At 41.1% G+C, this 14,745-nt stretch carries 17 protein-coding genes; 13 read left to right on the top strand and 4 right to left on the bottom strand.

The window, feature by feature from the left end:
- Window positions 1-164 precede the first annotated feature (164 nt).
- The 3 genes from IQ19_RS03850 to IQ19_RS03840 all read right to left on the bottom strand — a co-directional run bounded on the left by IQ19_RS03850 (window position 165) and on the right by IQ19_RS03840 (window position 2,343).
- Window positions 165-779 carry a class I SAM-dependent methyltransferase gene (locus IQ19_RS03850; protein WP_144539969.1) on the bottom strand — a complete coding sequence of 205 codons (615 nt, stop codon included), beginning with the start codon at window positions 777-779 and terminating at the stop codon, window positions 165-167.
- A gap of 103 nt (window positions 780-882) precedes the next feature.
- A complete protein-coding gene (locus IQ19_RS03845) occupies window positions 883-1,680 on the bottom strand; it encodes a DUF169 domain-containing protein (protein WP_144539967.1) in 798 nt (265 codons plus the stop codon).
- A gap of 81 nt (window positions 1,681-1,761) precedes the next feature.
- On the bottom strand, window positions 1,762-2,343 hold the full coding sequence (locus IQ19_RS03840) for a biotin transporter BioY (RefSeq protein ID WP_144539965.1): 582 nt from the start codon (window positions 2,341-2,343) through the stop codon (window positions 1,762-1,764).
- A gap of 51 nt (window positions 2,344-2,394) precedes the next feature.
- On the opposite strand from IQ19_RS03840, the gene bioD reads away from it, so the two are divergent.
- The 10 genes from bioD to IQ19_RS03790 all read left to right on the top strand — a co-directional run bounded on the left by bioD (window position 2,395) and on the right by IQ19_RS03790 (window position 12,603).
- Window positions 2,395-3,192, top strand: coding sequence for a dethiobiotin synthase (gene bioD / locus IQ19_RS03835; protein WP_158638733.1), 798 nt, complete (start codon window positions 2,395-2,397; stop codon window positions 3,190-3,192).
- On the top strand, window positions 3,167-4,525 hold the full coding sequence (gene bioA, locus IQ19_RS03830; protein WP_144540109.1) for an adenosylmethionine--8-amino-7-oxononanoate transaminase: 1,359 nt from the start codon (window positions 3,167-3,169) through the stop codon (window positions 4,523-4,525). Before bioD ends, bioA begins: the two co-directional genes overlap by 26 nt.
- 132 nt (window positions 4,526-4,657) lie before the next feature.
- Window positions 4,658-5,074, top strand: a complete 417-nt coding sequence (locus IQ19_RS03825) for an SRPBCC family protein (protein WP_144540107.1) — start codon at window positions 4,658-4,660, stop codon at window positions 5,072-5,074.
- Window positions 5,074-5,436 (top strand): ArsR/SmtB family transcription factor, encoded by a 363-nt coding sequence (locus IQ19_RS03820; protein ID WP_144539961.1) that lies wholly within the window; start codon window positions 5,074-5,076, stop codon window positions 5,434-5,436. The genes IQ19_RS03825 and IQ19_RS03820 overlap by 1 nt, the downstream gene beginning before the upstream one ends.
- A 227-nt stretch (window positions 5,437-5,663) precedes the next feature.
- Window positions 5,664-7,034 (top strand): MATE family efflux transporter, encoded by a 1,371-nt coding sequence (locus IQ19_RS03815; protein ID WP_144539959.1) that lies wholly within the window; start codon window positions 5,664-5,666, stop codon window positions 7,032-7,034.
- A gap of 143 nt (window positions 7,035-7,177) precedes the next feature.
- On the top strand, window positions 7,178-8,236 hold the full coding sequence (locus IQ19_RS03810) for a coiled-coil domain-containing protein (RefSeq protein WP_144539957.1): 1,059 nt from the start codon (window positions 7,178-7,180) through the stop codon (window positions 8,234-8,236).
- Between the two features lie 68 nt (window positions 8,237-8,304).
- A complete protein-coding gene (locus tag IQ19_RS03805) occupies window positions 8,305-8,991 on the top strand; it encodes a response regulator transcription factor (RefSeq protein ID WP_144539955.1) in 687 nt (228 codons plus the stop codon).
- Window positions 8,975-10,396 (top strand): sensor histidine kinase, encoded by a 1,422-nt coding sequence (locus IQ19_RS03800; protein WP_144539953.1) that lies wholly within the window; start codon window positions 8,975-8,977, stop codon window positions 10,394-10,396. Before IQ19_RS03805 ends, IQ19_RS03800 begins: the two co-directional genes overlap by 17 nt.
- Window positions 10,397-10,700: 304 nt before the next feature.
- Entirely contained in the window at window positions 10,701-11,363 is a 663-nt protein-coding gene (locus IQ19_RS03795) for a haloacid dehalogenase type II (RefSeq protein WP_144539951.1), read from the top strand.
- Between the two features lie 202 nt (window positions 11,364-11,565).
- Complete coding sequence (locus IQ19_RS03790) at window positions 11,566-12,603, top strand: STAS domain-containing protein (protein WP_144539949.1); 1,038 nt, start codon at window positions 11,566-11,568, stop codon at window positions 12,601-12,603.
- Window positions 12,604-12,619: 16 nt separating this feature from the next.
- On the opposite strand, the gene IQ19_RS03785 is transcribed toward IQ19_RS03790, so the two are convergent.
- Window positions 12,620-12,865 (bottom strand): hypothetical protein, encoded by a 246-nt coding sequence (locus tag IQ19_RS03785; protein ID WP_144539947.1) that lies wholly within the window; start codon window positions 12,863-12,865, stop codon window positions 12,620-12,622.
- A 162-nt stretch (window positions 12,866-13,027) separates the two neighbouring features.
- On the opposite strand from IQ19_RS03785, the gene IQ19_RS03780 reads away from it, so the two are divergent.
- Genes IQ19_RS03780 through IQ19_RS03770 form a run of 3 tightly spaced genes read left to right on the top strand, consistent with a single transcriptional unit; the run spans window position 13,028 to window position 14,739 of the window.
- Window positions 13,028-13,414, top strand: a complete 387-nt coding sequence (locus tag IQ19_RS03780; protein ID WP_144539945.1) for a VOC family protein — start codon at window positions 13,028-13,030, stop codon at window positions 13,412-13,414.
- Between the two features lie 21 nt (window positions 13,415-13,435).
- On the top strand, window positions 13,436-14,272 hold the full coding sequence (locus IQ19_RS03775; protein WP_144539943.1) for an alpha/beta fold hydrolase: 837 nt from the start codon (window positions 13,436-13,438) through the stop codon (window positions 14,270-14,272).
- A gap of 14 nt (window positions 14,273-14,286) precedes the next feature.
- On the top strand, window positions 14,287-14,739 hold the full coding sequence (locus IQ19_RS03770) for a GNAT family N-acetyltransferase (RefSeq protein ID WP_144539941.1): 453 nt from the start codon (window positions 14,287-14,289) through the stop codon (window positions 14,737-14,739).
- Window positions 14,740-14,745 lie beyond the last annotated feature (6 nt).

The following is a 14,745-nucleotide window of genomic DNA, read 5'->3' as shown; positions in this document are numbered from 1 at the left end:
GAAGAAAGGTAGTTAATAAGCCAGATTACGACGAAAATGGCCTAACTAAGAGAAAAAAGGTAGTTAAATGGAAAAAATTAGTTAATAAGAAGGATTATCAAAGATAATAAGATAACAAATAAACAACGGTCGTTAACAAGCCAGATTAACGACCAAATTGCCTATCAAAGAGAAGGATGGTCGATTGCTTTGTTATTCTCACTCTCTATCACCAAAAACAATCCCTTATAATAAGAAGTCACGTTTGTAACCTGCAGTCCGGATTCCTGGATGGTGTGCAGTGTGTCACGGTTTAGATGGCATCCATCGCATACTCGTTTCCAAAGAGGATTTAAGGCTTCCTGGGCAAATGCGAGTGTGGGATGTTCCATTTTCACATGTTCAAAGAATAGTAATTTCGTCTGAGGTTTGCTTACCCTACTGAGTTCCTGCAGTGCTTTTACAGGGTCGGGAATCGTACAGAAAACAAGCGTGGAAACAACCGTGTCAAAGGTATCATCAGGAAAATCCAGGCTTTCAGCTGATTGCTGATGGACCTGAATCGGAACTGCAGCAGCTGCCTTGCGGGCATGGGACTGTTCAATCATTCCTTGATTTGGTTCAATGGCGTCCACATGTTCTGCGTTTTTATATAATGGGAAGTTGATGCCGGTGCCCGCACCAATTTCCAATACACGACCGGCAGCGTGGGAGAGTAACTCTTTTCGTATTTGCTGGAATTTCCGTTTTTCAAGCGGCCGCATGGCAAGGTCATATATGGATGGAAAGAAGTTGCTCATTATATTCATCTCTTTTCACAATTAGGTTCTTTCCTCTATTTTACCTTTTTGCAAAAATGAAACAAGCTGGTACCTCAGTTATAGAAGTTCCAGCTTCAAGGAATTATAGTTTGTTTTCGAACATGTCGTTCAGCTTTTCATAGGTATCCGGATACTTTGCCTCATACTGAAGGTAGGTTGGAACAGGGTAGCGGACGCCACCTTTGTGGGTTTGCTTTAACCCTTCAATGAACTCATCTGCCATGGAAAAAGGAATCGTGAAGGCCATTTCGTGATCATGAGTCTGGCCGAAAACACGATCACCGTAGCATGGCAGGATGACTTGCGGCTTATCGGTCTTAATTGTTTTAATGACGATATCCGCACAATCAGCCCGGGCTGTAAAGGTGGATGTGATTTCCCCGCCCGTATGAAAGAGGGCTCCGGCAACCATCCTCATTACCTGTGCAGAATTCCCATAGACAACGATCACTTCTGGTTTAAAGGCTGCCCTTCCCAGTGGAGCCATCAAAACTGTTCCTGCTTCTTCTCTCGTAAACTTTGGAACAGCCGCTTCCGTTAACGCTCCTATATCACATGTCTTTGTGTACATGCCATCTGTCAGGCTTCCCTTTGTATAATAGTCCAGTTCCTCTTCAAAACCGAATGCAATTTTGGCAATCGGGCAGGATAAATCCTCTCCTCCCATGGCAAGAGCCCAACCGTATCGCCTTGCCATCGTCACACCCTGGCAAATGCTGAACGTTTTGCCAAAATCTTTAGCAGGGCGCTTTACGCGGTCAGGCAGAATTTCCTCTTTTTTCATTACCCTAATAGCAAGTGGAAAGGTGTCAGGCCGTACATATGTATGAATCGCAGTTTCCAGCTCCGAGAGTTTTTGTGTATGGGCAGTTTGCTGCATCGTTAAACCTCCTTATAAACTTGTAAATATAATATTCTGTAAATTATATGGTTTAACCTGCCTATTTAGGAGTAAAATCTATCAGATATCTGCTCTCAGTGTAAAAGACTTTTTCAAGGATCTCTGTAATTTTGGCAATAAAGCAAACGATACAAATGTTACGGCTAAATCCAGAGGGAGATATGCAGCCATCCAGCCCCAAGCCATACTATAGCTGAATCCTTCAGGGGCATCTGCCCATAGCTTAAGAGAAAGGTACATCCAGTTCGTTCCGATAAAATAGTTGCATAGTATACTTAAAAAACCTGCAAATATGTAGTGATTTCTTGTTGCTTTCCTTTGCTCAGCAACTAATTTTCCTGTTACAAAAGCTACAAGAACAAAAGATAGAATGAATCCAAAAGTCGGGCTTAATATCTGGGCAGGGCCGCCTTTTAATTGTGCAAAAACAGGAGCCCCTATTAAACCAACAAACATGTAAACAAGCATGGCCATTGAGCCTATTCGGCTTCCGAGAATACCTCCAGCTAAAATGGCAAACAGAAGCTGCAGTGTAATTGGCACACTTCCTATTATTAAAAAAGGTGACAGATTTGCACCAATTCCCATTAGGGCGGCAAATAAACCGCAAAGCACCAAATCCTGTGTTTTTAATCCTTTCATATTTAACCTCCTTATTTTTGTTAACTTAATATTATTTTGGTTAACATTTATTTGAATTATATATTCTCATATGTTAACCTCTTTGTAAATAAAGTTTACATTAGGGGAGGTATTTTTATTAAAGGTTTATTTATAACCGGTACTGATACGGATGTTGGCAAGACTGTGGCTTCCACACTCTTGACGGGCTACCTAAAACAAAAAGGAGTAAAAATTGCATCCTACAAACCCGTTCAAAGCGGTGCAGATACTTTACATGGAAAACTTGCAGCGCCTGATGTTGAATTTTACAAGCTTGCAAATCCTGAGCTAAATGACAAAGAAGCTTATACATATCTATTTAAAAAGGCTTGTTCTCCGCATTTGGCAGCCCGGGAAGAAGGAATAAGGATTGAGCAGGAGAAGATCATTGACCATTATAAACAACTGGAAGCAAAATCCGATTTAGTCTTGATTGAAGGAGCTGGAGGAGTAATTGTCCCTTTAACGGATGCGGGTTACTCTATGCTTGACTTAATGAAGGAATTAGCAGTTCCGGCTGTTGTGGTTGCGCGGACTGGAGTCGGCACTATCAATCATACAGTCCTTACGGTTGATAAGTTAAAACAAGAGGGTGTACCGGTTGCCGGTGTTGTTATGAATCGATTACATATAGGAGATCCAGCTGTCGAGCTGGACAATCAATGGATGATTGAAAAGCTTACTAAAGTTCCTGTTATTGGCGTAATTCCTTATATGGATAACCCAGCTGAGGCAATCAAAAATCCTTCATTGCTGGAAAAAGTATTTTCTAAGTTTGATATATTGGAGGAGATCGCAATTGATAAACAATCAAGCTCTTTTAGATAGCAGCAAAAATCATTTATGGCTTCCTTTTACTCAAATGACTGATTATGAGCGCGACCCGTTAATTATTGAAAGCGGTGAGGGCATAATTCTAAAGGATATAAACGGGAAGGAATATTTGGATGGCTATTCCTCCCTTTGGTTGAATGTACATGGCCACCGGAAAAAAGAATTGGATGAAGCAATTAAAAAGCAACTAGAATTAATTGCCCACTCCACGCTTTTAGGAGCGGCCAATGTACCGGCTATTCAGCTTGCGGAAAAACTAATAGAAATTACGCCTGAAAAAATAAGGAGGGTGTTCTACTCTGATTCCGGGGCAACGTCTGTTGAAATTGCGGTTAAAATGGCGTATCAATATTGGCAAAATCTAGGGAAGGAGAGGAAAAAGAAGTTTGTGACCTTGTCCAACAATTACCATGGAGATACGATTGGCGCAATTAGCATTGGCAATGTGGATCTTTTTCACCGTGTATATGGCTCGCTAATGTTTGAATCTATAAAAGCGCCTTTTCCGCTTGTATATCGTAATCCATTGAAAGATGAACAAGAAATAAGGGATTGTGCACTGTCAGAATTAAGAACAATTTTTCATGACCATCATGATGAAATTGCAGCTATTACAGTAGAACCGCTTATGCAGGGAGCGGGCGGGATGAATGTGATGCCCAAAGGCTATCTCAAAGGAGTAGAAGAGCTTTGCCGGGAGTTCAATATTCTTTTAATTGTAGATGAAGTCGCTACAGGGTTTGGCCGGACAGGAAAAATGTTTGCGGTCGAGCATGAAGATGTCCAGCCGGATATAATGACTGCTGCTAAAGGGATAACCGGTGGCTATCTCCCAATTGCTGTAACGCTTACAACAGAAGAAATTTATGAAGCATTTTATGGAGAATATGAAGAAATGAAGACTTTCTTCCATGGACATTCCTATACAGGCAACCAGCTGGGCTGTGCCGTTGCTTTGGCAAATTTTAAAATTTATGATGAAGAGAAGATTTTGGAACAGGCAGCAAAAAAAGCAGAGTTTATCAAGTCTGAATTAGAAACATTAAAACATCTTGCACATGTTGGAGATATCCGCCAGGCCGGTTTGATGTGCGGGATTGAACTCGTTCAAAACAAAGATACAGGGGAAGCTTATCCATGGATAGAGAGAATAGGTTATAAGGCAACTCTCGAAATGCGGGAACGGGGAATGCTGACAAGGCCGCTTGGGGATGTTATGGTCTTTATGCCGCCGCTTGCGAGTACGGAGGAACAAATAAGGAAGATGGTTGAAATAATGGCAGACTCTATTAAAGCGGTAACGGAAAAAGAAAAGTCAGCAGTTTGAGAATTTATTTGGTGAATGCTTGGGAAAATTATGCCCAAGCGTTTTTGTTTTGTTGACATGAAACCAAATGGTTTTATATAATGAAAAGCGAAACCTAAAGGTTGTACTTTTTATTGTAGAGGAGAATTCATGATGGAAACACTGCAAGATATCAAACAAACCGTTATTTTTAATGCGCCAATCGAAAAAGTATGGAAGTCAGTCTCTACATCAGAGGGAATTGAATCCTGGTTTATGCCGAATGACTTTAAGCCTGAATTGGGTTATGAGTTTCATTTGCAATCACCGTTTGGTCCGTCTCCATGCAAGGTCATTGAATTGGATGAGCCAAATCGTCTTTCTTTTACTTGGGATAAAGATGGCTGGGTTGTTTCGTTTATTTTAAAAGATCTGGGCGGAAAAACAGAATTCACGCTTATTCATGGAGGATGGAAACAGCCTGATGCTGTTCTTCCGAAAGCTAATGAGGAAAGCGCGGTTATCCGTGAAAGAATGTCACATGGCTGGATTGGAATTCTGGAGAACCTTGGCAAGGTTGTAGAGAAATAATGAGTTCGTCTGCCCAGAAACATGATGTGTTTCAGGCAATCGCCGATCCGACCAGAAGAGAAGTTCTAAGGCTGCTTGCTGAAAAAGAGCGTCCAATTTCCGAGATTAGCGCTCATTTTCCGATTAGCCGTACGGCGATATCGAAACATCTTCACATTTTATCAGAGGCTGAATTGGTCAGCGGGAAAAAGGTTGGAAGGGAAAAAATTTATCATTTTCAGCCCGAACCGCTGGCAAAATTAAAGCAGTGGCTGTCGTTTTACGAGCAATTTTGGAATAATAAGCTGCTAAAGCTCAAACATATTGTTGAAGACGGCGATGATGGGCTGAATATAGTGGAGAAGGGTGAAAAAAGCAAATGATTTTTCAGAAAAAGAGCTTGTGAAAGGCTCTTTTTTCTTTTTAGGGAGAAGTTTTAGCCTATGGTAGGAACGGACATCGTCAACATTGCTATTTTTACGTCAACTTCCGGTTAAATTTCATCAACTGGCAAGGATGATAAAAATTTTCATCTGAAAGTTAGGTCTTTCTCTCAAAAGATATAATATAATGAAATTTGTGTTCATTATTTTTAAGGGAGTTCTTGGAGATGTATCAGACATTTACTTTACAAGAGAAGGTTAAGCAAATTTCGATTATGCTGATCCCGATTTTGATTACGCAGCTTGGCATGTTTGCGATGGTCTTTTTTAATACGATCATGTCAGGCAGATATAATGCTTCCGACCTTGCCGGAGTAGCGATTGGTTCTTCGATTTGGAATCCTGTTTTTACCGGGCTTAGCGGTATCTTGATGGCTGTATCACCGATTGCGGCACAGCGATTTGGCGAGAAAAAGAATAAAGAAGTTACATCGATTGTAAAAAATGGAATGTATCTCGCCTTTATCATTGCATTTGCTGTGATTGCCATCGGGTCAGTTTTGCTGGATCCTATACTGAACAGCATGAATTTGCCGCAAGCGGTAGAAGGAACCGCACGCGGCTATTTGATTGGACTTAGCTTCGGAATTATTCCGTTATTTGTTTTTAACGTACTTAGATCCTTTATCTATGCACTAGGCAAGACACGGGTAGTTATGGTCATTTTATTTTGTTCGCTCCCGATTAATTTCTTTTTAAATTACGTCCTTATTTTCGGCCATTGGGGTTTTCCGGAATTGGGAGGAGCTGGCGGCGGCTATGCAACTTCGTTCACGTATTGGTTTATTCTCGCCATGACTGCCTTTATTATCAAAACAAAAGAGCCATTTTCAGGGTACCATATTTTTAGTAACCTTCAAGACTTTTCATGGGAAAGATGCAAGGAGATCTTAAAAATTGGCGTGCCAATGGGGCTGTCCATCTTTTTCGAAACAAGTATGTTTGCAGTTGTGACCATTTTAATAAGTAAATTTAACGTAACAACGATTGCTGCTTACCAGTCGGCATTGAATATCGTTTCTTTCTTGTATATGATTCCAATTAGCATTTCTATGGCACAGACCGTATTAGTAGGTTTTGAAATTGGAGCAGGAAGATATAAGGATGCTAAGGCATACAGCTGGCTCGGCATTTATTTATCGATTTTGATTGCTTCGTTAACAGGCCTGCTGGTGGTTCTGTTCCGTTATGAGGTTGCAGGTTTTTATTCGAATGAAAGTGCAGTTATTGCCCTTACTGCCCATTTCCTAATATATGCTCTGTTCTTCCAGATTTCCGATGCCATCCAGGCTACAGCTCAAGCAGCTTTAAGAGGATATAAGGATGTAAACATATCTTTTATTATTACACTGATCGCTTATTGGCTGGTCTGTCTTCCCGTTGGTTTCCTTCTGGCTAACTATACAAGTATGGGAGCAACTGGTTATTGGATTGGCTTAACAATCGGATTGCTTGCTGCTGGAATTTGCCTGTCGATGAGGCTAATCTACATACAGAAGAGAAAGTTTGCGAGAGCAGAGGTTCGAGAAGCAGGATAAAAAAATCGCCTGGCCGATCATGGCACAGGCGATTTTTATTTTTGCCAATAGGATCCTTGACATCTTCCTGACATATTGGGCCGGTATAGTAAAAGCGAGGGTAAGCGATGCTTGGCCTTATAAAAAGTTCAGGAGGTATACGTATGAAAAAGGCATTAGCAGGTTTAACGATTGCAGGTGTGTTACTGGCAGGAGGGTATGCAACAACTTCTTATGCGATAGATGCGGAAACATCGACCGAAACAGGAAAGGCCCTAACTTGGAACTTTAAAGGCAAGGGATTTGGACATCATGGATTCCCAGGTGATTCTGAATCGATCCTGGAAAAAGCTGAGGAGCTTGGCATTAAGACAGATGGAAAAGATGCTCAAACACTGTTGCAGGAAATCCGCGCTGCAGAAATTAAAAAGGAAGCAAAGGAACTGGGGATAAAAACAGATGGCAAGGAAACGGCTGAGCTTATGGAAGAGGTATTGCTTGCAAAGGTAAAAGAGGAAGCGGAGAATTTGGGCATTAAAACAGATGGGAAAGATGTACAAGCCCTTCATGAGGAAATACGCTTGGCAAAACTAAAAGTACAGGCTAAAGAACTAGGGGTATCGACGGACGGGAAAGATGCGGTTGCCCTCATGCAGGATATTCAGACAGCATCTTTAAACAAGGAAGCCAAAGAACTTGGAATTTCAACAGAAGGCAAGGATTTGCAGTCTTTATCTCAGGAAATTTTCACGGCTTCAGTGAGAAAGGAATCTGAAAAGCTCGGCATTACTGTTGAAGGCAGAGACATACGCGATGTCGCCCAGGAGGTTGCTTCCGAAAAGGTGAAAAAAGAAGCAAAAGAACTTGGAATCACTATAGACGGCAAATACGTTCAGCAAATTGCTCAGGAAGTACGGGAGAAAAAAGTCGTTAATCTTGCCAAGGAGCTTGGGATTTCCACTAAAGATAAAACAACAGCTGAGCTTGTTGCTGAAATAGAAGAAAAAGATAGCGAAAAATTACAAGAGGTTCTCGGCGAAGGCCTTTTTGGAACTAAAGGGATTGGAATGAGGGGAATGGGCATGAAAGGCGGATATGGAATGGATTTTAATTGTCCAGGTAAAGGCCATGGCGGAAAATTCCACGGAGGCGGCATGGGACAGCAAGGAGTCATGGGCGGCCAAAATAAAGCTGATCAAACTACAACTGACGCCTTTAATTGATTTGTAAAATCCCCGTATACAAATTCGGGGATTTTTCTGTATAGTAAAGTTATTGGAGGACGGTAAAAATGAAAAAAATCCTTGTCGCAGAAGATGAACCGGCAATTTCGAAGGTTTTAAGTGCATACTTGCAGCGTGAAGGGTTTGAAGTTTTGCCGGCTAGTAACGGGAAGGATGCACTGGATTTATTTTTCAAGCATTCACCTCATCTGGTGCTTCTGGATATCATGATGCCGGTGATGGATGGCTGGAGTGTGCTGGAAAAAATCCGTGAAAAAAGCGCCTGTCCTGTCATTATGCTTACGGCCCTTGGTGATATTGATTACAAATTAAAAGGATTGAATACGGGTGCAGATGATTATATTTCCAAGCCCTTTATAGGGGATGAAGTAGTTGCACGCGTGAATGCTGTTTTAAGGCGTTCTCCGAATGTTTACCTTGATGAACATATAAAGCAATTTGGCAGTCTGGCCATTAATTTTGATTCCCACACAATATTCTTAAATGGAAAAGAAGTAAATTTGACGCCTCGTGATTTGTCATTACTGTTATTTCTGGCAGAAAGGCCGAACAGAACTTTTACAAGGGAACAGCTGATTGAGCATGTTTGGGGAATGGATTATGATGGAAGCGACCGTGCAGTCGATTTGGCTATAAAAAGAATCCGGCAGGCTTTGTCGGATTGGCCGGCTTCGGAAGGTGAAATCCGTACACTAAGAGGAATGGGGTACCAATTCCATGTTTATGAAAAATAGAAAACGGACCACGTTGCTTCGCTATTGGACGACCCGCTATCTTTTTACCCTTTTAGTTGGACTCTTTATTTTAGCGGCGGGTTCGATGTGGTGGATCAGGCAAACAACCCTTGAAAACCGGCTGAATTTAATGCAGTATTTAGCCGTCGAAACAGCGGATCGGGTGGTTCAGCAGGACGGCAATATAGAATTTGATCCTTTTTTTAACCGAATGCTGGAGGAAAGGGCAAAATTGCTGGAATTTAAATTTGAGCCGCAAGTCTTTATAAGTGATTTAAATGGTCAGGTTCTTTATAAAAAAGCTGGCCGCATGCCAAGAAACAGTCAAGCTGGTCCGGGGCTCGGAACACTGCCCGCTGAATTGCTGGGGAACGAAAAAAATGTTAAAAGGATGAAAACGCAGGATGGCCAGTCTTTTTACGCAGTCAAGACACCAATAACAGTTGATGAAAACCAAGTGGGCTGGGTTGTCGTCGTACAGAGCGCTGATGATTTGACGAATGTGAATCAGGAATACCGCCTGTTATTTATTATGCTGGTCGGATTGGGGCTGCTCGGCTGGAGCGTGATTTATTTCCTTTCGCGTAAAATTTCACGGCCGATCCAGGAAGTAGCGTTTGCCGCTGCCAAAGTCAGTGAAGGGGATTATGAAATTGACTTAAAAGCTTCAGCTAATGAGGAAGAAATTCATAATCTAATAACTTCATTTAAAGAAATGACAGAACGCCTAATGCATCTTGAAAAACTCCGGGCAGAATTGCTGGCAGGTGTCACACATGATCTGAAAACACCCGTTACGTCCATCAGCGGGCTTGTCCAGGCTGTCCGGGATGGGGTTGTCCACGGTGAAGAAAAGCAGGAGTTTCTTGATATAACGTTAAAAGAAGTCAATCGATTGCAGAAGATGATAGAAGATTTACTGGATTTCAACTCCCTTTCGGCTGGTGCTTTTTCAATACGGCCTGAAACCTGTGATATGAATAAACTTGTTCAGGATATTGTCCGCCAATGGGCATTAACCCAAAAAAGCGATTTTCAATATAGCGTCGAAGTACCAAATGAAACGATTTATCGGTCAACGGATCCCTACCGCCTGCAGCAAGTGTTAATTAATCTGCTAAATAATGCTTATCAGGCAATCGATACAAATGGCCATATCATGGTAACTTTAAAGGAAGAATATATTGATGTTCAAGACACTGGAACGGGTATACCTGTTGAGGAGCAGCCGTATATTTTTGAGCGCTTTTACAGAGGCGAACAAAAAAAGCTGAAAGTAAGAGGGCTAGGATTAGGTTTGCCGTTCAGTAAGCTGCTCGCCAAAGCATTAAACGCCAATTTAATTTTAAAGGATAGTTCAAATACTGGCAGTACATTTTCAATTGTATGGGTAGAAAAAGGATAGATTAAGCAAGGTTCTCTTGGTTAATTTATCCTTTCTGTTTATTTTGATTACCTAGTGCACTTTCAGCCAACAGGGTGCTAATGGTTTTGAATGGTTAAAAGTAGACATTTCAGAGAGAATAGGAGCCTAGGCAGGTGATAAGTGAGAGTTTGTAGTATATAGACTTAAATGGTTAACTTTTCATGAATCAAGATTTTAGTGTTCCCTTCTATAGCTGGGACTGTGCCCGCGAATATATACCCTTATCTTTAATGGACGAATACAGTTAAGAAAAAATATTTTTATTTTAAAGGAGGGAATCAATATGTCCGTAAAAGCCATTTTTTTCGATGCTTATGGAACACTTTTTGATGTGCATTCTGTTTCTGAGAAATGCGAACAATTTTTTCCGGAGAAAGGGATGCAGATAAGCGAGATATGGAGGATGAAGCAGCTGGAGTATACATGGCTTCGTTCATTAATGGACCGATATGAAGATTTTTGGAAGGTGACCGAGGATTCACTATTATTTGCATTAAAAGCTTTGGATTTGCAAGCCAGCCAGGAAATTCGCAGTGCTTTATTGAATGAATATCTGCGCTTGAAGGCATTTCCGGAAGTTCCGAAAGCTTTAGAAATGTTAAGTAACAGGAAGATGGCAATTCTTTCAAATGGAACGCAGGAAATGCTGAATCCACTTGTAAGGAATGCGAATCTAACAGAAGCCTTTAATGAGGTCATTAGTGTTGATGAACTGAAAATCTATAAGCCTTATATGGGTGTGTATGAATTGGGAACAGCTAAATTATCAATTAATAAAACAGATGCGCTGTTTGTCACCTCCAATCCATGGGATGCCTCAGGTGCGAAAACATTTGGCTTTCAGGTCTGCTGGATAAACCGGAATAACAAACCATTTGACGAACTGGGTGTGCAGCCTGATCTTGTTGTGAAGAACTTGGAAGAATTGGCAAATACATTACCTTAATGAAAGATAACTTAAATTTTTTGTAGGAATGTAAAATGCTGCTCCTCGCAGCAAATGCTTTTTTTGCAAATTTAATTAATTTTTACCAGATGGCATATCTATTTTTGACTCCAAAATAAGCTAGAGGGTAGAATAGTAATGTTCTTAAAAAGATGACTGTATAAATAGATTGATTCTATTTAAAATGCAAGGAGGACATTCGATGGAGTCTAAATCTTCCACTTACGAAATAGATGTCAACGGTTCTCTATTTGATTGGGATCTCGATGAGGGAACGTTTAATTTTGAAAATGACGAAGTAGTGCTTTTCTGGGTGAATACAGCCTTTAAAACTCTGCTTGACTCAATTGAGGAAATCGCCGGGGAAAAGCAGGCAAAGCTTGTTCTGGAAACTGCCGGCTACCATACGGGCAAAATTGTAAGCAAATTTTATCTGGAATCCGATAAGGAAAGAGAAATAATCATAAACCACCTTCCAAATATCTACTTAACTGCGGGCTGGGGCAAAACCGACATTGTATCGTTTTGCTTTGAGGAAAAGAAAGCTATTGTGCGTGTCAAAAATGGCTGGGAATATAAAATCAATGTTGCACAAAAGAAAGAGACGGAAGGCACTTTTCTGCCTGGGCATTGGGCTGGAGTATTAGGCGGCTTATTTGAAACCAATGTGTGGTATAAAGTGGTGAAAAGCCAAGTCCAAGGAGACGATTATTCCGAATACGAGTTCTTCGAATCTGAAATAACGCCATCACTGAATGTTAATGCCATGATCCAAGAACAGGCTCAGGCTGCCCAAAAAGAAATGGAACAAAAAATCTCTGAACAGACCAGGGTATTATCTGAAATTATTAAAGAGATATCATCACCGATCATTCCGGTCACTGATTCCATTTTGGTTATTCCTTTGGTTGGGAAATATGAAGAACTTAGAGCAGAGGAACTTTTAAACAGAACACTGTTGAATTTGCCTAGATATAAGGCTGAGTATCTGATATTAGATTTAACGGCTTTAAAGGGTGTCGATCAATACACACTCGATTTCCTGCAAAAATTTGTAAAAGCAGCTTCATTGTTGGGCACTCAATGCATATTCGTCGGCATATCACCAGAATTAAGTGTACAAATAATCGAAAGAGGCTTTACCGAAACCAAAATTCCGTGCTTTTCCATCCTGCAGCAAGGAATCTCTCATGCTTTGGACCGATTGGGGCTTGCGATTGCAGAAAAGAAACAGCATTGAGCCCAATGCTGTTTTTTTACTGTTCTTTTATAAACTCTTCTATTTCGTCTGGTAAAATGGCTGTTTCCCATGGGTGCCAGTAAAAGGCAGTGCCGTCAAACTGCATATTGAATTTATAGGCGACTGGTTCACCTGTATAAAAAATCATATTATAGAAAATAGGGTCTCCTTTTGATGTATTAGGATTAAATCCTGGCTGGTTTTTGCTGTCTATTAGCAGCTGCAGGAAATGGCTAAGATCGCATATAAAAAATTTGATCAATATGAAAGTGACAATAAGACAAATGATTATGATATAGCAGGCCGCCCGGAATATTCATCCAGGCGGCTTAAATTTTGAGTTATTTAGCGATAAAGCTGCAAAAGCAGGAAACAGAAAAGGTTTATCGAAATACATAAATTGGAATAGAACAGGAGGGTTTGAGTGATCTATGAGATGACGGTTCAAATTCGTGTACCGGATATGGAAGAAGGACAGAGATGGTATGAGACATTGTTTAATAAAAAACCGCATTTTATCCCCCATGCCGGATTTGCAGAGTGGGAGCTCATTCCGGGATGCTGGCTCCAGGTGGCTGAGGGCCTGCCGAGTAACGGGTGCGGTCCGATTCGGCTGGGCGTAGTCGATTTGGAGGGTGAACGCGAAAGAGTTATGAATGAACTGAAAGTTGGAGATTTTAAGATTTTTTCAAGAAAAGAAGTTCCCGTTAAATGGGCAACCTTTACCGATCCATGGGGAAATAAAATAGGTTTCTTTGAATATATGGAAGGTCAAGAGAAACAGGCGCAGATTAATCGCATTTTAGGCTAATAGATAAGGAGGATAACCGAAATGGATCATCACTATATAAAAAGAAAAGAAGGATTTAACCTTCATTACCTGGAATGGGAGCCGACTTTCAAAAATGACAGGCTTCCGGTAATCTGCATTCATGGCAATCTTTCCAATGCGAGGATGTTCAAATGGATCGGGGAAAAACTTTCCCAGGGGATATGGGGAGAACCAAGACGGGTTATTTCGATCGATATCAGAGGGTGCGGAGATAGCGGCTTGCCAGAGGAAGGCTTTACCATTCGCCATCTGGCCAGTGATATCGAGGCAGTCATGCAGAATACTGGGATTGAAAAAGCTCATTTCATTTCATTTTCCAGAGGCGTTCCAAATACAGTGCAATTTGCCTTGGATTATCCAGATAAAATACAGGGCTTTGTTGCCGGAGACTTTCCAGCAAAGAGCTTTAAGATGAAAAAGGAGTGGGTGGAAAACCTTCTTGCCAGATATAAAGTTCACCAGACATGGGAGGAGCTTTATCAGGATATTGCCCCTAATCAGGAGATAAGACAGGAGGAATTTGCAGAACGCAAGGAAGAGTTTTATGTGGAAAAAAAGGATGGAATCCATGCAAGAGTGCATAAAGATTTGCTTATGAAATTGCAGAAAGATTCAGAGGATCTCGACTTGTCCGAAGGCCTTAGCCATATAGAGGGACCTGTTTTGATTTTACGGGGAGAAGAAGGTTCACTTCTAAAAGAGGAGGAAATTGAAGTCTTTACAAAATATCATCCTTCTTTAAAGGTTGAAATCATAGCCGGGTCTGGGCATTCTGTTTTTGATCCAAAGGAACAGACAGAAGAAATTTTTTATAAATATTTTAAAAGTTTGGCATAAAAAAGGAGAAGAAAGTGGAGATCAGGAAACTGGATAAAATGGAGTCACCTCCAAATGAGCTGCTCTTATTGGCCGACCCTTCCATTGAAATGATAGAGGATTATCTGAATAGAGGCGAAACTTATATTTGTGAGGAAGGCGGAGAACGAATCGCCGTCTGTGTAATGCTGGCTACGAGGCCAGGCACATTTGAGATTGTGAATATTGCTGTTGACGAATGCCGGCAGGGGATGGGGATTGGGAAAAAGCTAATCGAGCATTCCATTCAAACGGCCAGGCTGCAGGGTTTTAAGACTCTCGAAATTGGAACGGGAAACTCAAGTATTGGGCAGCTGGCTCTTTACCAAAAATGCGGATTTAGAATCACTGGTGTCGATCGGGATTATTTTGTGCGCCATTATAAAGAAGATATTTTTGAAAGTGGGATACAATGCAAAGACATGATTAGGCTGTCGATGGATTTATAGATTAGG

The sequence above is a fragment of the Cytobacillus oceanisediminis genome, assembly GCF_007830235.1.
GTDB lineage: Bacteria > Bacillota > Bacilli > Bacillales > Cytobacillaceae > Cytobacillus > Cytobacillus oceanisediminis.
This window is presented reverse-complemented; position numbering and strand designations above follow the sequence as displayed.